General features: G+C 67.5%; 20 protein-coding genes and 1 pseudogene. 6 read left to right on the top strand and 15 right to left on the bottom strand.

Going from position 1 to position 18,562, the window contains the following annotated elements:
* The 5 genes from E0H75_RS32900 to E0H75_RS32915 all read right to left on the bottom strand — a co-directional run bounded on the left by E0H75_RS32900 (position 1) and on the right by E0H75_RS32915 (position 3,909).
* A complete protein-coding gene (locus E0H75_RS32900) occupies positions 1-1,428 on the bottom strand; it encodes a M23 family metallopeptidase (protein WP_131517581.1) in 1,428 nt (475 codons plus the stop codon).
* 69 nt (positions 1,429-1,497) lie between these two features.
* A complete protein-coding gene (gene ftsX / locus E0H75_RS32905) occupies positions 1,498-2,409 on the bottom strand; it encodes a permease-like cell division protein FtsX (RefSeq protein ID WP_131364580.1) in 912 nt (303 codons plus the stop codon).
* Positions 2,410-2,442: 33 nt separating this feature from the next.
* Positions 2,443-3,132, bottom strand: a complete 690-nt coding sequence (gene ftsE / locus E0H75_RS32910; RefSeq protein WP_131364582.1) for a cell division ATP-binding protein FtsE — start codon at positions 3,130-3,132, stop codon at positions 2,443-2,445.
* Between the two features lie 239 nt (positions 3,133-3,371).
* Positions 3,372-3,536, bottom strand: a complete 165-nt coding sequence (locus E0H75_RS43280; RefSeq protein ID WP_165554185.1) for a hypothetical protein — start codon at positions 3,534-3,536, stop codon at positions 3,372-3,374.
* The gene (locus E0H75_RS32915; RefSeq protein ID WP_238163402.1) at positions 3,529-3,909 is read right to left on the bottom strand and encodes a hypothetical protein; all 381 of its coding nucleotides are present in this window, start codon (positions 3,907-3,909) and stop codon (positions 3,529-3,531) included. Before E0H75_RS32915 ends, E0H75_RS43280 begins: the two co-directional genes overlap by 8 nt.
* Positions 3,910-4,103: 194 nt before the next feature.
* On the opposite strand from E0H75_RS32915, the gene E0H75_RS32920 reads away from it, so the two are divergent.
* Positions 4,104-5,153: a carbohydrate kinase family protein gene (locus E0H75_RS32920; RefSeq protein WP_238163403.1), complete on the top strand. Its 1,050-nt coding sequence runs from the start codon at positions 4,104-4,106 to the stop codon at positions 5,151-5,153.
* 12 nt (positions 5,154-5,165) lie between these two features.
* Here E0H75_RS32920 and E0H75_RS44860 read toward each other — a convergent pair.
* From E0H75_RS44860 to E0H75_RS32935, 3 genes and pseudogenes are all read right to left on the bottom strand, one after another.
* Positions 5,166-6,305, bottom strand: a pseudogene (locus tag E0H75_RS44860) (MFS transporter); the annotation flags it as partial.
* Between the two features lie 99 nt (positions 6,306-6,404).
* Entirely contained in the window at positions 6,405-6,842 is a 438-nt protein-coding gene (locus tag E0H75_RS32930; protein ID WP_202873290.1) for a PIN domain-containing protein, read from the bottom strand.
* Complete coding sequence (locus E0H75_RS32935; RefSeq protein WP_202873291.1) at positions 6,839-7,048, bottom strand: type II toxin-antitoxin system VapB family antitoxin; 210 nt, start codon at positions 7,046-7,048, stop codon at positions 6,839-6,841. The genes E0H75_RS32930 and E0H75_RS32935 overlap by 4 nt, the downstream gene beginning before the upstream one ends.
* A gap of 158 nt (positions 7,049-7,206) precedes the next feature.
* Between E0H75_RS32935 and E0H75_RS32940 the strand changes: the two genes are divergently transcribed.
* Together E0H75_RS32940 and E0H75_RS32945 are read left to right on the top strand one after the other, a co-directional pair.
* Positions 7,207-8,481, top strand: a complete 1,275-nt coding sequence (locus E0H75_RS32940; protein WP_131517584.1) for an ABC transporter substrate-binding protein — start codon at positions 7,207-7,209, stop codon at positions 8,479-8,481.
* A gap of 20 nt (positions 8,482-8,501) precedes the next feature.
* Positions 8,502-8,915 (top strand): cytidine deaminase family protein, encoded by a 414-nt coding sequence (locus E0H75_RS32945; RefSeq protein WP_131517585.1) that lies wholly within the window; start codon positions 8,502-8,504, stop codon positions 8,913-8,915.
* 40 nt (positions 8,916-8,955) lie between these two features.
* Here the strand turns inward: E0H75_RS32945 and E0H75_RS32950 are convergent, their stop codons facing one another.
* The 6 genes from E0H75_RS32950 to E0H75_RS32975 form a co-directional block, all read right to left on the bottom strand.
* A complete protein-coding gene (locus E0H75_RS32950) occupies positions 8,956-11,274 on the bottom strand; it encodes a hypothetical protein (RefSeq protein ID WP_131517586.1) in 2,319 nt (772 codons plus the stop codon).
* Between the two features lie 165 nt (positions 11,275-11,439).
* Entirely contained in the window at positions 11,440-12,432 is a 993-nt protein-coding gene (locus E0H75_RS32955; RefSeq protein ID WP_131517587.1) for a TIGR03842 family LLM class F420-dependent oxidoreductase, read from the bottom strand.
* A 16-nt stretch (positions 12,433-12,448) separates the two neighbouring features.
* Positions 12,449-13,855 (bottom strand): dihydropyrimidinase, encoded by a 1,407-nt coding sequence (gene hydA / locus E0H75_RS32960; protein WP_131517588.1) that lies wholly within the window; start codon positions 13,853-13,855, stop codon positions 12,449-12,451.
* 28 nt (positions 13,856-13,883) lie between these two features.
* Entirely contained in the window at positions 13,884-14,726 is an 843-nt protein-coding gene (locus E0H75_RS32965) for a nitrilase-related carbon-nitrogen hydrolase (protein WP_131517589.1), read from the bottom strand.
* A gap of 89 nt (positions 14,727-14,815) precedes the next feature.
* Entirely contained in the window at positions 14,816-15,493 is a 678-nt protein-coding gene (locus tag E0H75_RS32970; protein ID WP_131517590.1) for a PhzF family phenazine biosynthesis protein, read from the bottom strand.
* Positions 15,494-15,498: 5 nt separating this feature from the next.
* Positions 15,499-15,693 (bottom strand): hypothetical protein, encoded by a 195-nt coding sequence (locus tag E0H75_RS32975; RefSeq protein ID WP_131517591.1) that lies wholly within the window; start codon positions 15,691-15,693, stop codon positions 15,499-15,501.
* 83 nt (positions 15,694-15,776) lie between these two features.
* Between E0H75_RS32975 and E0H75_RS32980 the strand changes: the two genes are divergently transcribed.
* Together E0H75_RS32980 and E0H75_RS32985 are read left to right on the top strand one after the other, a co-directional pair.
* Complete coding sequence (locus tag E0H75_RS32980; protein WP_131517592.1) at positions 15,777-16,196, top strand: SRPBCC family protein; 420 nt, start codon at positions 15,777-15,779, stop codon at positions 16,194-16,196.
* On the top strand, positions 16,193-16,741 hold the full coding sequence (locus E0H75_RS32985; RefSeq protein WP_131517593.1) for a TetR/AcrR family transcriptional regulator: 549 nt from the start codon (positions 16,193-16,195) through the stop codon (positions 16,739-16,741). The genes E0H75_RS32980 and E0H75_RS32985 overlap by 4 nt, the downstream gene beginning before the upstream one ends.
* On the opposite strand, the gene E0H75_RS32990 is transcribed toward E0H75_RS32985, so the two are convergent.
* Entirely contained in the window at positions 16,722-17,888 is a 1,167-nt protein-coding gene (locus tag E0H75_RS32990; RefSeq protein ID WP_131517594.1) for a serpin family protein, read from the bottom strand. The two genes, E0H75_RS32985 and E0H75_RS32990, sit on opposite strands and share 20 nt — an antisense overlap.
* 81 nt (positions 17,889-17,969) lie before the next feature.
* Between E0H75_RS32990 and E0H75_RS43735 the strand changes: the two genes are divergently transcribed.
* Positions 17,970-18,425 (top strand): permease, encoded by a 456-nt coding sequence (locus E0H75_RS43735; protein WP_238163404.1) that lies wholly within the window; start codon positions 17,970-17,972, stop codon positions 18,423-18,425.
* Positions 18,426-18,562: the final 137 nt, after the last annotated feature.

An 18,562-nucleotide genomic window follows, 5' to 3' on the forward strand; every position in this document is an offset into this window, starting at 1 on the left:
TCAGAGCCACTTCATCGGATTAACCACCCGGCCGTCCTGGTAGACCATGAAGTGCAGATGGCAGCCCGTGGAGTACCCCGTGGTCCCGGCGTACCCGATGATCTCGCCCTTGCTGACGTGCTCGCCGACGCGTGCCTTGTACCGCGACAAGTGGTTGTAGACCGTGGTGATGGAGCTGCCGTCGATCACTCCGTGCGACACGAACAGCCGGTTGCCGTAACCACCGTTGTAGTACTTGTCCGTCACTCGCCCGCTCGCCGCCGCGCGGATCGGCGTACCGCAGGGGGCGCGGAAGTCCGTGCCGTCGTGCAGCTTCCAGTAGTGCAGCACGGGGTGGAACCGCATTCCGTACGGCGACGTGATGTAGCTGCTGACCGGGTAGCTCAGCCCGCCGCCTCCGGGGTCGTCCGGAATGTTCCGCGGCGGCCGCCCTTCCTTGCGAGCCTTCTCCCGCTCGGCCTTCTCCCGGGCCGCCTTCTTGCGTGCGGCCGCGGCCTTCTCGGCCTTCGCGCGGGCGATCAGGATCTGCTCGACCCGGCTCCGCTCGGCGACGAGGGCGTTGTACTGCGCCTGTTCGGTGTTCTTCTCGCGCTCCGCGGCCTTGAACGCGACCAGCTTCACCTGGGCGACCGCGGCGGCCTCAGCCTTGTCGGCCGCGACCTGCTTGGTCAGCGCCGTGACCTGCTTGACCGTACGAGCCGCTTCGGCCCGGGCAGCGGCCGCGGTCTTCTCGGCCAGGGCGACCTTGGCCCGCTTGTTCGCGAGCTGCGCCTGCGCGTTGTTCAGGTTGGTGATCGCGTTGCCCTGGATGCCGAACACGTTGCGCTGCACCTGCATCCCGGTGGCGATGTCGGCCGGCGACGCACCGCGCAGCGCGATCGTCAGCCCGACCAGGCCGGTCTGCTGCTGGTACGCCGATCTGACCGCGCGACCGGCGACGGCCCGCTTCTCGATGATCTGCTGCTCGCCCGCCGCGACGTCGGCCACCGCCGACGTCAGCGCCTGCTCGGCGGCCTGGAGCTTGCTCGCGGCAACCACATCGGCGGCTTTCGCGGCCGCCAGTTGGCCCTGTGCGGCGGCGTACTTGACCTGGACGACCTTGTACTTCGCCTCGGCCTGGTTGTACGCGGCAACGGATTTGCCGAGCTGGTCGGACGCCTCGGCGAGATCGGCCTTCTGCGCACCGATCTGCGAGTCGAGTTGTTTCTTCTTGGCGGCTGGATCGGGCGGGTCCGCCTGGGCAGACGGAACCGCCGCCAGGACTCCGGCGGACAGGGACAGGACAAGGCAGCATGCGGCAACGACCGTCTGCCGTCCCGGCGGTCTGCTACGTGATCGCTGGTACGGCGTGGCGGTGGTGCCGGTGCTGTCGTCTCGCTTGATGCTCCCCCGCTGACGCGGGTTCGCACCGGGGAAGTGCGGGACCACAGGTCGACCCCTTGCTCTGGGTTGAGTTGTCGTGCGGTGATGCTGCTATTGCACGATAAGTCACCCGGGTCAGACTTTGAGGTATTTCCGGGTTGTCAGGAATGTCGGGACGACGGCGAGGATCAGTCCGACCACCACCATGATCAGCGTCGCCCGGAAGGTTTCCGCGGCGCCGACCCATTGCCAGACCCGGAACGTCTCCTCGGCCCGTTGCATCACGACGACGTACACGAACACCCACAAGGTGCCGCAGGCAAGGACCGCGCCGATCAAGGCGGCCAGCACCGCCTCCAGCAAGAACGGTAGCTGGATATAGAAGTTCGAGGCGCCGACCAGGCGCATGATGCCGATCTCCCGTCTCCGGGCGTACGCCGCCAAGCGGATCGTGTTCGAGATCTGCATCAAAGCGGCCACCAGCAGCAATCCCGCCGCGACCAGCGCGCCGACTTGCAACCCGTTGAGTGCCTTGAACAACGGATCGAGGTACTGCCTGAGATCTTGCACCGTGTCGACGCCGGGTAAGCCACTGACCGCGCTGACCAGGTTCTGATAGCGCTGTGGATCCTTCAGTTTGACCCGGAAGGACTCCTGCATCTGGTCCTCGGTGACCGTGCTGACGATCGGCGAGTCCTTGTACAGCTTCTTGAACGACTCGAACGCTTCCTTCTTCGACTCGCCGAACACGCCGTCCGGCGCGGTGTCCGGGTTCGACTCGATCACCTGGCGGATCCGGTTCTTCTGCTCCTGGGTCACCTCGGCGCCGGCGCAGCCACGGCCGCCGGAGTCCTTGGTGCACATGAAGACCGAGATCTGGATCTTGTCGTACCAGTTCCCCTTCATCAGGTCGACCTGCTCGCGGGCGAGCAGCGCGCTGCCGAACAGCGACAGCGAGACCCAGATGGTGACGACGACCGCGATGGTCATCGAGAGGTTCCGCTTCAGGCCGATGCCGAGGTCGGAGAGGATGTAGTTCAAGCGCATTCTTCAGTCAGTCCCTGTACTCAGGCAGCGGTCTCAGTGCTGGTAGCCGTAGACGCCGCGCGACTCGTCACGGACGACATGACCGTTCTCCAGCTCGATCACGCGCTTGCGCATCTGGTCGACGATCGACACGTCATGGGTGGCCATCACGACCGTGGTACCGGTCCGGTTGATCCGGTCGAGCAGCTTCATGATGCCGACCGACGTCCCGGGGTCGAGGTTTCCGGTCGGCTCGTCGGCGATCAGGATCATCGGCCGGTTCACGAACGCGCGGGCGATCGCGACCCGCTGCTGCTCACCGCCGGACAGCTCGTCGGGCAGCCGGTCCTCCTTGCCGTCCAGGCCGACCAGCTCGAGCACCTCGGGGACCGTCTTGCGGATGTGCGACCGGGGCTTGCCGATCACCTGCAGCGCGAACGCGACGTTCTCCGCGACGGTCTTGTTCGGCAGCAGCCGGAAGTCCTGGAAGACGGTGCCGATCTGGCGGCGCATCTGCGGGATCCGCCAGCTGGCCAGCCGGTTCAGGTCCTTGCCGGCCACCATGATGTGACCGCGGGTCGTCCGATGCTCACGCAGGACCAGACGAAGGAACGTCGACTTGCCGGACCCGGAGGTGCCGACCAGGAAGACGAACTCGCCTTTCTCGATCTCGACGTTGACGTTCAGCAGAGCGGCCTTGGACTGGCCCTCGTACGTCTTGGACACATTCTCGAAGCGGATCACGGGTCTATCCGGCCGTGGTCGGGAACAGGGAGCGACGCAACGGTAACCACCATGGCACCGTACGCCACCGGAGCGGCCGCGAATCAGTGTAGGTGGTCAACGGCGTGGCGCCGACCAGACGTGCCGCTCCGAACACCTACGTCCGATACCCGGTGCACCACCCGGCGCCGGCCTCGCCCCTGTCCTTCCTGCTTGAGCGTATCCGTCCCACCGGATTTGGCGGGGGACTTATCCACAGGTCAGGCGGGGGCGGGGGAGGCTCCGTTGCCGTTGTCGGGGCGGGCGCCTGCTATGCGGGCCACCCCGGGCTCGGGTTTCCGGCCGGCTTTGCGCGCGGCCTCCACGTGCAGGCGGGCCAACTCGACGGCCTGACGGGAGACCCTCACGGTCTTCTTCTCAGCCATGCTCCTCGTCTCCCTCGACGACCTCGATATCAGCATCCGCAATATCAGCGTACGCGGCCGGACCGACCCGGTCGATCGCTACGGACGCGGTCAGCGCGGCGACCAGGTCGTAGTCCTCGGCCTGTAACAGTTCCGACCGCATCAGTGAACGCAGGGTCACGACGCCGGCGTCCGTCCCCGCCTCGTCGCCCTCGAGGATCTGCTCGACCGCCCACCGGACCATCCGCATCGTCTCCTCGCGGTGCCGCCAGACATCGAGCTCACGATCCGACTTCCGGGTCAGGTACGAGCCCAGGAACACACCACCGAGCGCCAGCAGCGGGCTCAGCACGGTCATCACCACACCCACGACCGAGATCCAGGTCGGAATCATGGACACGCCCCGCCACTCACAAACGTCCTCCCAAACCCGTGGTGATGACCGGTCGATGATGCTACGAAGGAGCATTCCACCCGGCACCGACAGAACCGCCCGGCACCAAGCAACCGGGCAACCAGCAACCAGCGACCAGCGACCAGCGACCAGCGACCAGCGACCGACCAAGGATGACAAGGAGCAGTGTCACCGTGACCGACGAACCCGACGCGTACGACGTGTTCGTGCAAGGCACGGTGTTCCTCGACATCGTGCTCACCGGCCTGGAGTCCGCGCCGACCACCGGGACCGAGATCTTCGCCGAGGGCATGGGCTCCTGCCCGGGTGGGGTGGCGAACTTCGCCATCGCGGCCGCCCGCCTCGGCCTGAAGAGCGGTCTCGCGGCCGTCTTCGGCGACGACGTGTACGCCGACTTCTGCTGGCGCACCCTGGCCGACCAGGAGGGTGTTGATCTGTCCCACTCCCGCCGGATCGGCCACTGGCACTCCCCAGTCACCGTCTCGATGTCGATCGACCGCGACCGCGCGATGGTCACCCACGCCCACGAGGCCCCGGGTGACCCGAGCAAGCTGGTTGGCCCGGGCCTGAACACTCGGTCCGCGATCGTGCCGGTCGCCGACGAACTGCCCGGCTGGACCGTCGAGGCGCGAGAGTCCGGTGCGCTGCTGTTCGGCGACGTCGGCTGGGACCCGACCGACGAGTGGTCCCCCGCAGTACTCGACGTACTGGAAGGCTTCCACGCGTTCACGCCGAACGCGGGTGAGGCGATGGCCTACACCCGCACCGACACACCCAAGGCCGCGCTGCACAAGTTGGCCGATCGGGTCCCGCTCGCGGTGGTCACCAACGGCGCGGACGGCGTACTCGCGATCGACTCCGCTACGGGCGAGGAGGAGCAGGTCCCCGCCCTACCGGTCCGGTCGTACGACCCGACCGGTGCGGGCGACGTCTTCCTGGCGTCACTGGTCCTCGGCACCCTCCGCGGCTGGCCGCTGGCCCACCGCCTCGCCTTCGGCAACCTGTGCGCGGGCCTGTCGGTCCAGCACTTCGGCGGATCGCTCGCGGCCCCCGGTTGGGGCGACATCATCGACTGGGTCCGCGACCACAGCCGGCACCGTCCCGGAGGCGTCGACCCCGACATCCTGAAGCACTACACGTTCATCGGCGACGTTCTCCCCGAGGGCCCGGTCCCGATCGTCCGCCGGGCGTCGGCCACCATCGCCCGCCTGTCCGACGCCTGACCGCCACACCGTCACTGCGACGACCGCCAGCAGTACGCCGCCGGCCAGGAACCCGTGGGTCGGCGACGCCCGGTCGATCGCCAGCCCGGCAAGCACTGAGCCGGCCGAGCTGCCGAGGTTGTTGGCCGTGTTGATCCACGTACTCGCCTCGGTGCGCTGGTGCGCCGGCGTGACGTCGTCTGCGGCCAGGTAGGCGACCACGAACAGCGGTGCCACGGCGAGACCGGCGACCGCCATCACGACCCCGAGCACGACCAGGTTAGGCGCAAGCGACGCGGCCGACAGTCCGATGGCGAGTACGCCGATCAGTCCGGCGAGGTGGATCGGCCAGGACCGCGTGTGTTTCCGGCGGGCCCAAAGGAGTCCGCCGACGACACTGCCGAGACCGATGCCTGCCTCGACGTACCCGGCCGCGCCGGGGTTGCCGGCACGCTGGGCGACACCGGCCACGCACAAGTAAGCGATGCTGACGCCGGACGCGGTGACCATGATGACGAGCAGGATCCGCCGCAACGGCCGGATCGTGAGCGGCCCCAACGGGTGGCGGTCGGGCGGCGCAGCGGTCGTATGGGTTGTGATCGGGCTCGTGACCATGAGGATGGTCCCGGCGAGCATGAGGACGGCGCAACAGGTGAGCGCCGACCGGGCGGATGCGACGCTGATCAGTACGCCGGCGAGCAGCGGACCGCCCAGATACAGCGATTCCTCGCAGACTGCGTCCAGCGCGTAGGCCCGTTCCTTCAGGCCGGTGCCGTCGGTGAGCAGCCGCCAGTTCGACCGCATCGACGGTCCCAACGGTGGTGCGAGGATTCCCGCCGTACCGACCAGCAGCAGTACCACGCTGTCCGCCGTACGAGTCGATGCGACCAGAGCGACGGATGAGCCGGCGGCCAGCAGCGGAAGGACGCGACGCTGGCTGAAACGGTCGACGAGGCGGGCTTTGTAGGGCATCGACAACGATGCGAGGCCGAACAACGCGACAGCCGTCCCGGCGGTCGCGAACGAATCGGTGGAATGCTGGACAGTGAACAGCAAGGACAACGGGAGCAGACCGTACGCCAACCGCCCGAACAACGCCGGCACAAACGTGCGCAACGCCAACGGCAGCAGCAAAACATCACGGTAGCTCCCGGCACGAGAAGTGCCGGACATGATTTCGCTCCTAGAGATCCACAAGGACAGGGCTCAACCGCGCCAACCAGCGCAGGAGCCATCTCTAGTCACGGGAAGAAAACATGCCGCGAGCGTACCTCAGTCGAGCGTTCCTCGCGGGGACACCCACAGGTGAGGCTGGCCGGTGACAGCGGAGATGTGTTCGAAGTCGGCGTCGTAGTGCAGGATCACGGCGCCGTGCTGCTCGGCGACGGCCGCGGTCAGGAGGTCGACCACTCCAGCGGCACGGTGATGGCCGCGGGCAGCCATCCGGACCTGCACCTCGCGGGCACGCTCGGCGATCGCCTCGCTGATCGGCAGATTGACGTACAGCGATCGCCGGCGCTCGCTGATCGTCTTCACGCCGGAGTGATCACGTCCCGAGTAGCCGGCTTCGAGATCGACGGTGACACAGGTCGCCGCTGCCCGGTCGACGATCAGCCCTGCGATGATCGATCGCACCGCCGGATGCCGGGCACGCGCCTGCGCCGAGGTATCGATCAGGTAGAGCTTGCCGACCGACGCAACCGTGGTCAACGACGCGCCTCACGCCTGATGTCGGGGTCGTCGATGTCCGGCCCGGCACCGAGCGCGAACGGGTCGTCCAGGAGCGCCTCGATCCGTTCTCGTCGTCTGGCCACGAACTCAAGTGCGGCGTTGACCGTGTCCTTCTTCGTCACTGTCCCCAACTCCTTCGCGGCCAGCGCCAACGCCTCGTCGTCCAGATCGATCATCGTCTTCATATATACGACGGTATGTGTCCGTATATATATCTGGATATCCTCTGGATCACAAAGTCATCAGATCGTTGCGGGGTGGAATTGCCCCTTCCCGACCCAATCCCGGCCGTAGGGTCTTCTGTGGTGCGCGGGCTGTGGGACTGCGCGGATGGAGGACTGTGATGGTGGGTGCTGGGATCAGTAGGCGGAGGGTGCTGGCGGCTGGTGGTGGGCTGGCGGCTTTGGCGGTGGCTGGGTGCGGGTCGGACAGCGGTCGGCCTTCGGGTGGTGGCGGTGGGGACAAGCCGGCTCTTCAGCAGTGGTATCACCAGTACGGCGAGGCCGGGACGCAGCAGGCGGTGGAGAAGTACGCGAAGGAGTACCCGGACGCGACGGTCGGCATCCAGTGGTCGCCGGGCGACTACGACAAGAAGACCGCTACCGCGCTCCTGACCGACCAGGGTCCGGACGTGTTCGAGTACGTCAACGGTCCGACGATCGACATGATCAAGGCGGGTCAGGTGGTCGAGCTGACCGATCTGCCCGGCGACACCAAGGACGACTTCACGCCGTCGCTGATCGCCCGGATGTCCTACCAGGACAAGCTTTACGCGATCCCGCAGGTCACCGACATGCAGCTGCTCGTCTACCGTAAGAGCCTGCTCAGCGCGGCCGGCATTCAGCCGCCGCAGACAGTCGACGAGCTGCAGGCCGCCGCCAAGGCGCTGACGACGGACAAGGTGAAGGGCCTGTTCGTCGGCAACGATGGCGGCGTCGGAGTGCTCGGCGGACCGGCGCTCTGGTCGGCCGGCCTGGACTACCTGACCGACGACAACCAGTTCGGCTTCGACGACCCGGCCGCCGTCGAGTCGCTGCACAAGCTGCGCGAGTTGTTCACCTCGAAGACTCTGTTGCTCGGGGCACCAACCGACTGGTCCGACCCGTCCGCGTTCACCCAGGGGCTGACCGCGATGCAGTTCACCGGCCTGTGGACACTACCGGTGATCGAGAAGGCGTTCCCCAACGACTACGGCGTACTGCCGTGGCCGAAGCTGAACGCGACCACCGGCAAGCCGAGCGTCCCGGTCGGCGCCTACGGTTCCTGCGTCAACGCGAAGTCGAAGAACGTCGACGCGGCGAAGAAGTTCGTCCAATGGCTGTGGGTCGGCCAGACCGACAAGCAGCTCGACTTCGCCCAGTCGTACGGCTTCCACATCCCGGCCCGCAAGAGCCTGGCCGCGAAGGCGGAGAAGCTGAAGTCCGGCCCGGCCGCCGACGCGGTCACGTTCGTCAACGAGAACGGCCACGCCCAGACCCCGATCCTGTGGTCGCCCAAGTCCAGTTCGGCGTACTCCGACGCGCTCAACCGGATCATCCGCAGCGGATCGGATCCGGCCACCGAGATCAAGACGGTCAAGTCTGTCGTGGACGCGGAACTCAAGCGCATCGCCGGCTGACCGGATGGCAGAGTGGGTGCATGATCACCGTGCACCCACTCACCGATGACGACCGCGAACTGATCGAACTGGCCGGCCGGACCGTGGACGCGAACACCGACGGACCGGACGGCGTCTACACGATGGGCGCCGCGGTGCGCGGTGTGGACGGACGGATGTACGCCGGCATCAACCTGTACCACTTCACCGGCGGCCCGTGCGCCGAGTTGGTGGCGCTCGGCCGAGCCCGGGCGGAAGGTGCGCGCGAGCTCACCACAATCGTGGCCGTAGGCAACGAAGGCCGCGGCGTCGTCGGCCCCTGCGGACGCGACCGCCAGGTCCTCGTCGACTACCACCCGGGCATCCGCGTCATCCTGCCCACCGCCGAGGGCATCGGCTCCGTCCTGGCCACCGACCTCCTCCCAGGCGCCTACCGCTGGACCCCGAACCCCTGACGACGGATGACCCCGGGCTCCGGGGCCATCCGTCGCGCGGTCAGTGCCGCACGGTGTACGCCTGGTCGAGCGTGTTGCCGTGACTGTCGGCGACGGTGGTTCGCACCGACACCGTTTTCCCGTCCGCCGGGGCGGTGACCTCGGCGACGTACCGGTTGGGGCCGGTCCGGCGGACCTTGGCCGGTTGCCAGGTCGCGCCGTCGTCGGTCGACGTCTGCAGGCCGACGGCGGTGAGCGTGCCGACCTTTGCTCCGAGCAACGGCTTGAGCTCGAACGGCAGCACCTTCGGCGTACCTCTCCCGTACTTGACCGTCCACAACGGCAGGGCCGTCTTGGTGGCCGTCGTACCTGACGTGAACCGCCACGAGCTGATGGTCCTGGTGGACACACCGAGCGGCGACCCCATGGTCACCAGATCCAGCTTGTACGTCGCCTCGTCCGGCGAGACGTCGACCGCCGCAGTCCCGTCGTTCGGGACCTTGACGTGGGTGCCTCCGTCGGGGCTCAGCGTGAACGTACCGGTCCTGCTCGCGATGTGTCCGGACCCGTCGGTGCCCGCAGCGGAGAGCGTGAGGACGTCACCCGCACGCGACAGGTCAGTGTGGTTCACGGCGTCGAGGGACTGGAACTCCAGCAGGCGGGCGTCAGCTACGACCGGCGTCACGACAGTGTCGCCCCACTGACTGGCACAAGTCCGGCCGGCCCGGCAGTCGACCGCGGACTGAGTGAATCCGGCCCGAGCGGTGTCACTCAGGTACTGCACCCGAGGCTGCCAGCGGAAGTCGTCGGCCACGGTCATCCGGACGATCGGAGTGGCGGGAAGCTTGGTGTACTTGTAGGCCTCGAGAAAGTCGATGCCGACTCTGGGCGACACCCGCAGGGCCGACCACACTGCCGTCGTCTGCTCGGCGCCGGCGGTGATCGTCGGCTGAAGTGTCGCCAGTTGGCTGTCCCGAACGGCCTTGGTGAATCCGTCGAAGGTCCCGTCGAGCTTCCCCCAGTGCAAGTGGTACACCACCGGGCTGTCGGTGTACCCGCCTTCCGGATCGGGCGCGCCGACGGCGAACTCGCTGTGGATGTTGCTGGTCAGGCCGGGCACCGACGCACCCACCTGGCCGGTGAACAGGACCGGATCGCCGAAGCCACCGACTCCGCCACCGTACGTGAACAGCGGCGTCACCAACTCGTAGGAAGCCAAGGTGAAGTCGTTGCCGGCGCGCTGGTCGGGGACCGAGATCTTGACCGGCTTCGCCTGCCGGGCGTCGAGTGTGATCGTTCGATCTGCCGTCATGTCGAGCTGCGGCAGGACCAGGTCCGTCGATTCCTTGCGGTCGGTCTCGGTGCCGAACCAGGACTCCAGCAGGTAGCGGCCCTTGGGAACCCGCAACTGGTACTCGCTGCCGTCACCCCCCAGGAAGAGCTGAGAGCCGTCGTGCTCCTCGGTCGCGTCGCGATCTACGAGGAAGTCGTAGTAGTCCGACGTCTCCGTGCCGGTCCGGTCGAGGTGACGGACGGTCAGGTCGTAGCTCTCCACCTCGCGCTGTACGGCGAGAGTGGTGGTGAGTGTGTCACCGGAGGCGAGTCGCGCCGTCAGTCTGCCGGTGTACAGCCCGTCAGGCCCGGCGTGGTTGGTGTTCGAGGTGACGACGACCTGAGCGGTGCCATGGGCCGGAACGGTCAGCGACGACGCGCTCAAGCTCACCGCGGACGCGGGTGCCGGTTTGCCGTCGGGCGCCGTCAGTACGGCCTCGAGTTCGAGCTGGACCGGTTCCTCACCGTCGTTGGTGTAGGTGACGGTCTTGTCCTGCGGCTTGTCGTCGGTGTGCGGCCAGCGCTGCTCGTCGTACTCGATCGACTCGGTGCTCGGCACCACCGGCAACTTGACGGATGAGCCACCGGGCGGCGCGGCGTGTCCGTCGTCGAGCCAGATCTTGCTGACGGGCACCGCGGGCCGGCGGGTGCCGGCCAGTTCGGCGTACAGGTCGGCGGCCTTGGCCTTCGGGACCCGGACAGACGTCGGCCTGGAGGACGTGACGACCAGCGGAAGGCTGTCGTCGTCGCTGACCATCTGGCGAAGGTCGAACAGCCGCCGGTCGAGCCGGTCGTCGGCGATCAACCGGCCGGCGTCGGACGGTACGACGAAGACGGCGCCAGGCGTCCGGTGGATCGAGAAGCGAACGTTCCGGCGGCCCGGGCCGGGGACGAACCGGACCTGGCGCAGATCCGGGGAGGTCTGCACCTGGTCACCTGTGATCAGGGTGACCGTGCGATCGAGCCCGGCCGGCTGAACGGCCGGAGGCGGCGCGGCAGCGGATGGGGAGGACAGACCGATGGCTGTGACGAACAACGTCACAGCCATCGGCAGGAGTGATCGGCGGAAAGCTCTCATGTCCAGCTTCTGTCCGAAGCGGCCCGATCATTACAGCCCTCGGCACGCTCAGCTGGGATTCAGCTGGACCTCACCCTCGCAGAACCACCAGGTGACAGCCACAGGCCAGCGCCTGGCCCAAGCAGCGGAACGGCTTCAGAACGCCGGGATGACGTCCTTGCCGTAGGCCGCGAGCGTCTCTTCCTTCCCGTCGTGCTGCAGGTAGACCGCGAACTGGTCGACGCCGAGCGCGTTCAGCTCGTTCAGCCGGGCGATGTGCTGGTCGACCGGGCCGAGGATGCAGAAGCGATCGACCACCTCGTCCGGGACGAAGGCGGTGTGGGTGTTTCCGGCCCGCCCATGCTCGGCATAGTCGTAGCCCTTCCGGCCCTCGATGTAATCGGTCAGCGCCTTCGGCACCGCGCCCGACGTACCGTAACGACCGACGATGTCGGCCACGTGGTTGCCAACCATCCCACCGAACCAGCGGGTCTGTTCGCGTTGGTGCTCCAGGTCGTCCCCGACGTACGCCGGTGCCGCGACGCAGAACTTGATGGCCGCGGGATCACGGCCGGTCTCCTCGGCAGAACGACGTACCGCTGTGATCATCCACGCCGCGATGTCAGGGTCCGCGAGTTGCAGGATGTAGCCGTCGCCGACCTCACCGGTCGCGGCCAGCGCCCTCGGCCCGTACGCCGCGACCCACACGTCCAGGGCGCCCTTGTCGACCCAGGCGAACTTGAGTTGCTGGCCTCGATACTCGACCGTCTCGCCGCGGGCCAGCGCGCGGACCACGTGGACGCATTCCTTCATCTGGTCGATCGTGCCGGGCTTCGCGCCGAGCGTGCGCAGGGCGGAGTCGCCGCGGCCGATCCCGCAGATCGTCCGGTTGCCGAACATCTCGTTCAGCGTGGCGAACTGGGACGCGATCACCGTCCAGTCGCGGGTGCCCGGGTTCGTCACCATCGGGCCGACGATCACTCGCTGCGTGGCGGCGAGGATCTGGCTGTAGATGACGAACGGCTCCTGCCAGAGCAGGTGCGAGTCGAACGTCCAGACGTAGTCGAACCCCGCGTCCTCCGCCTTCCGCGCCAGCTCCACGACCGCGGACGCCGGCGGATCACACTGGAACACCACTCCGAAGTCCACGGTCTTCCCCCTCGTTCTACTGCAGGTACGACGACAGGCCGCGCCGCAGGAACTTCCCCCGGCCCTTCCGGCCATGGTAGTTGCCGTCGGCCACGATCACCTCGCCGCGCGAGATCACCGTGCCCACCCGGCCCTGGATTTCGACCCCTTCGTACGCCGAGTAGTCCATGTTCATGTGGTGCGCGTCGACGCTGATCCGGGTGGTCGCGTTCGGGTCGTAGACGACCAGATCAGCATCCGAGCCGGGCGCGACGATCCCCTTCTGCGGATACAACCCGAACATCCGGGCCGGCGTCGTCGCGATCGTCTCGACCCAGCGCTCCAGCGACAGCTGACCGTCCACCACACCTTGGTAGATCAGGTCGACCCGGTGCTCGACGCCGCCGATCCCGTTCGGGATCTTGGAGAAGTCGCCGAGGCCGAGCTCCTTCTGGTCCTTCATGCAGAACGGGCAGTGGTCGGTCGAGACGATCGCCAGATCGTTGCTTCGCAACCCTTTCCACAGGTCCGTCGCGTGCGACTCGTGCTTGCTGCGCAGCGGGGTCGAGCAGACCCACTTCGCACCCTCGAACCCGGGCGCGCCGAGTTGGTCCTCGAGAGTGAGATACAGGTACTGCGGGCAGGTCTCGGCGAACACGTTGCGGCCCAGGTCCCGGGCCTCCGCTACGTGTTCGAGCGCCTGGCTCGCGGACAGGTGGACGATGTAGAGCGGGCAGTCCCGGGCGACCTCGGCCAGGGCGATCGCGCGGTTCGTCGCCTCCGCCTCGAGCGCGGCCGGGCGGGTGATGCCGTGGTAGATCGGGTCGGTCTCGCCGCGGGCCACCGCCTGCTGGACCAGGACGTCGATCGCGATGCCGTTCTCCGCGTGCATCATGATCAGCGCGCCGTTCTCCCGCGCGGTCTGCATCGCCCGCAGGATCTGGCCGTCGTCGGAGTAGAACACCCCGGGGTAGGCCATGAACAGCTTGAAACTGGTGATGCCCTCGTCAGCGACCAGTTGGTCCATCGCCTTCAGCGCGTCGGTGTCGACCCCGCCGAGGATCATGTGGAACGCGTAGTCGATGTGACAGTTGCCCTCGGTCTTGGCATGCCAGGCGGCCAGCCCGTCCTGCACGACCTCACCGGTCCGCTGGATCGCGAAGTCGATGATGGTCGTCGTACCGCCCCAGGCCGCCGCCCGGGTCCCGGTGTCGAACGTGTCGCTCGCCGACGTGCCGCCGAACGGCATCTCCATGTGCGTGTGCGCGTCGATCCCGCCCGGGATCACGTACTTGCCCGCGGCATCGATCACCTCGTCCGGAGTGATCGACTGGCTGAACGACGGATCCAGCAGGGCGACGATCTTCTCGCCCTGGACCAGGACGTCCGCAACCTGCGTCCCGGTCGGCCCGACGACGGTCCCACCCTTGACCAGCAACGTCATGCCGTATTCCCCTTCGAGACGGTTCGTCCTACGGTTTGGTCAGGTCGCCGTACGCGTCCGGGCGGCGGTCGCGGTAGAACTGCCAGCGGTCGCGGACCGTGTCCAGCAGGCTCAGGTCCAGGTCCCGGACGATGAGTTCCGGATCGTGGTCGTGCCCGACGTCCCCGACGAACTTGCCCTCGGGGTCGACGAAGTACGACGTACCGTAGAAGTCGTTGTCGCCGAAGTCGGACTCGATGCCGACCCGGTTGATCGCGCCGATGAAGTACTCGTTGGCCACCGCGCTCGCCGGCTGCTCGAGCTTCCACAGGTACGCCGACAGCCCCCGGCTGGTCGCGGACGGGTTGAACACGATCTTCGCCCCGGCCAGCCCGAGCGCACGCCAGCCCTCCGGGAAGTGCCGGTCGTAGCAGATGTACACGCCGATCCGGCCGACCGCGGTGTCGAAGATCGGGTAGCCGAGGTTGCCGGGCCGGAAGTAGAACTTCTCCCAGAACCCCTTCACCTGCGGGATGTGGTTCTTCCGGTACTTGCCCAGGTATTTGCCGTCGGCATCGATCACGGCCGCCGTGTTGTACAGCACCCCCGGCTGCTCCTGCTCGTAGACCGGCAGCACCATCACCATGCCGAGTTCCTTGGCCAGCGCGGCGAAGCGCTCGGTCGTCGGCCCCGGCACGGACTCGGCGTACTCGTAGAACTTGGGATCCTGCAACTGGCAGAAGTACGGCCCGTAGAACAACTCCTGGAAGCACAACACCCGGACTCCGGCCGCAGCCGCCTGCCGCGCGTAGTCCTCGTGGGCCTTGATCATGGACTCCTTGTCACCGGTCCACGACGCCTGCACCAACCCAGCCCTGACAACCTCCGCCACCAGAACCTCCCCAACTAGCCGAGCACCCATGCTCCATCCGCGCCCCCACAACCGTCAACGGATGCGGAAATCCCCGCCCGAACAGGCGCTCAGATCGTGACGGTGCGGGAGGCTTCGGCGACGACCTGCCCGGCGACTGTGGCGTGGCCGGGCGGGAGGTGAGTGGTGTAGAGGTGGGAGCCTCCGCCCTGGATGATGTGGAGGTCGCGGGCCAGGTGGGCGGTCAGTTGAGTCACGGCTGAGCCTGTTGCCTCGTCCTCCCGGACGCCCATGGCGGGCGCGAAGGCGCGGGCGCGGATCAAGCCGCGAGATTCGTCCAGCCAGGCCCAGAGATACGAGTGACCGGCGGTGTAGGACGCTGGGTCGGCGGCCAGGACGGCCTCGGCGGACTCGAGTTCCTGCCAGTCCCAGTCGCTGCCCCAGGCGGTGTCCGCTCGTACGGCGAACAGGTCGCCCTGCCGCGTGACCGGGATGTCACCGACAGGCACTCGCAGCGTGTCGACGGGGTGGCCCTGGGAGTGGAGCCACCAGGAGACGCCGACGGTCGGGTGGCCCGCGAAGGGCATTTCGGTGGTGGCGGAGAAGATGCGGATCGTGCCGGACGCGGCGTCGTCGACGTACACGGTCTCGCTGTACCCCAGTTCGGCGGCCACCCGCAGCCGGTCCGCGGGCGGTACGAGGGCACCGTCGATGATGCCGAGCGGGTTGCCGAAGCGTCCGTCGGGGTCGGTGAAGACCCGGACGACGTCGACCGGGATCAGGGTCAAAGGACTCAGAAGACGGCGATCGCGGCGATGACCGCGATCAGCACCACGGCGGCACCGACGACGGCCAGCACCCGGCCGTTCACCTTCGGTTCGGTGGTGGCCTCGGCCTGGCCCTCGTTCACGAAGGCGCGGAACATCTGGGTGTTCGCGCCCGGGTCCTGCTCGTTCTCGACGTTCTGCGGGACGTTCTGGTCAGCCATGGCCCCAGACCCTACCTGGCGCCGGTGAAGCCACCGCAGACGCCCGGCAAAGCCTGACGAGGACCTGATGTACCATTTGGTACATGCGATTCGATCATTCCATCACGGTCCAGGCTCCGCAGGAGCGGGTCTGGCAGGTGTACAGCGACGTCGAGCGGTGGCCCGAGTGGACGCCGACCATGGACTCTGTCGAGCGGCTCGATGCCGGCCGCATCCACATCGGCGCGAAGACCCGGATCCGGCAGCCGAAGCTCCCGGTCGCGGTCTGGGAGGTGACCGACCTCAAGGAGGGCGAGTACTTCGAGTGGGTCTCGAAGGCTCCGGGCATCAAGACGATCGGCGGTCACCGCGTCGTCGGGACACCCGACGGCACGGTGGTGACGGCGACGATCATCCACGAGGGCCCGATCGGCTGGCTCTTCGGCAAGCTCTACGCCCGCCTCACCAAGAGCTACGTCGAGACAGAGGCAGTGAAGCTCAAAGAGGTGAGCGAACAGGCGTGAGTCGACAGACCCTGCTGGCCGGCGCCGTCGAGCACTTCGCGAAGAACGGGATCGGCGACGCCAGTCTGCGCAGCATCGCCGGCTCGATCGGCACCAGCCACCGGATGCTGATCTACCACTTCGGCTCCCGCGAGGGGCTGCTCGCCGAAGTGGTCCGGACCGTCGAGCAACAGCAGCGCGACCTGCTGGCCGAGGTGCTGGCGACAGATCTGCCGGTGGAGGAGCAGAACGACCTGTTCTGGCGCCGCGTCACCGAGGCGGCGCTGATCTACGGTCCGCTGTTCTTCGAGCTGAGCGCTCACGCGATGCAGAATCGCCCGCACACCGAGGCGCTCAAGGCTGATTTGATCAACGTCTGGCTCCCGCCGGTGATCGAGCTGTGCATCCGTGCGGGCATCCCGCCCGAGGATGCGCCGGCGTACGCGCGGCTCGGTCTCGCGGCGTCTCGCGGTCTGCTGTTCGACCTGCTGCTCACCGGCGACCAGGTGGGCGTGGACGAGGCGTCCGCGCTGCTGAACCGCCTGTTCAGTCTCCGGGCTCTGTAGGCGTTGCGATCCAGCCGGCGACGATCGGCAGCCGCGACTCCCGCAGTACTGCGGTGAAGGCGAACGGCTGGTCCAACGCGACCTCGAGTCGGCGGGCCTGGCGGGTCGGCATCGAGGCGCGGACCATCGCCATCGAGGTGACCGCAGCCGCCTCGAACCCGGTCGCGAAGAACCGTGCCAGCACCTTCTGCTTGGCCTGCCCGACGGCGAGCGGCACCGGACTGATCGCACTGAAGTGGCCGTGGTCCCCGGGATCCGCAGTGACCGTGGTCAGCCCGAACAGCTCACGCAACTCGAGCAGGTCATGCTCGGCCTCCACAGTGAACGACGGCAGCGTCAGCCTCAGATCCGGCCGCGGTGCGGTGGTCTGCCCGACCCTCAAGCCTGCAGCGAGCTCCGCACCGGGCTCCCCCTGATCGATCAGCGCACTCCCAGGTACGCCGTCACCCGGGCGCGCCGCGGCACCGAGAAGGCCCGCGAGCATCTCCGGCTGCGAACCCGATCCGACTCCGAGCAGTACGTCGACATCCGCGTCGCCGCGAACCGTGATCACGGTCAGGTCGTCGTACCGCCGTACTGCGTCGAGATCGCTGTCGACGCGCTCCAGCCAATGCCACCGGCCGCCCGCCCACGGGCCGGCCTGGACGTTCTTGATCTGCTCCGTGAACGGGCGGACCCAGGTGGTGCGCAGCGACAGCGCCGAGGCGAGGACGAGCATGACGTCGGGGTTGATCTCGACCGGCATCTCGCGGATCAAGTCGTTGGTGTGCTCGGCGGCCCAGGCGTCCAGCTTGGGCTTGTCGATGGCGGCGCGACCGGTGAGCGTGCCCATCAGTGGTGCCGGCACGACGCTGTCGAACGACTCCGCGAGCTTGAGTTGCTCATGCACCCAGACGCCCAGCGCCGCGTGCAGATCGGCCGAGTCCTCGATTGCCCGAACCAGCGCCAGCGCATCGGACGATCCTTCGGCGGCCTCGACCCCCGCGGCAGCAGCCAGCTCGGCGCGACCGGGCTCATCGGCAGCGGTGGCCAGGATCGCGAGCAGCGGCCACAGACCGAGCCCGGATACGACGGTGTTCCCCGCCGGAAGCGTGCGGGCCCAGCGAGCGGTGAGGTCATTGACTGCGCGCACCACGTCGGCATCCATACCCTCCACACTGCCACATCGAGATTGCTGACAACGACACTGGTTTTCATTTCCGCCACACTGTGTGCCACGATGCCGCGCGTGACCGATACCGCCGAGAAGAAAGCGTCCGGGTCCCCGATCGCGTTCACTGCGACGCTCGTCCTGCTGGTCGGGCTGGCACTGTTCGGGCGGCGGATCTTCACCGGGGTGTTCACCGGTGACGGGATCCGGACCTGGGCGACGATGTTCGTCGGCGTCACGATCCAGGCCATGCCGTTCCTCGTCCTAGGCGTGCTGCTGTCCGTACTGATCCTCGGACTGCTCGCCGTACTGCTGGCGATCTGCTCCGAAGCGGACGCATTCGTCGCGGCCAGCCTCACCCAGTTCAGCCTGACCGCGCGGCTCGCGTTCATGGTGGTCGGACCGATCGTCGACGTGAAGCTGATCGCCCTGCAGACCGGGACGTTCGGTCCCCGCTTCGCCGTCCGATTCGCGCCGGCCACATTCGTGATCGCCATCCTCGCCAGCCTGGTCGTCGGATGGCGGTTACTGTGAAGCGGAATGTCGCCGGCCTGGTCATGGTGTTCGTCGGGGCCGCGGTGGTCCAGCTCGCGACCTCGAACACCTACCTGCGCTACGTCAAACCCGGTATGCGCTGGATGCTCCTCGCCGCGGGACTGATCCTCATCGCC

Origin of the sequence: Kribbella capetownensis, from assembly GCF_004331485.1 — a bacterium.
Classification (GTDB): Bacteria; Actinomycetota; Actinomycetes; order Propionibacteriales; family Kribbellaceae; genus Kribbella; species Kribbella capetownensis.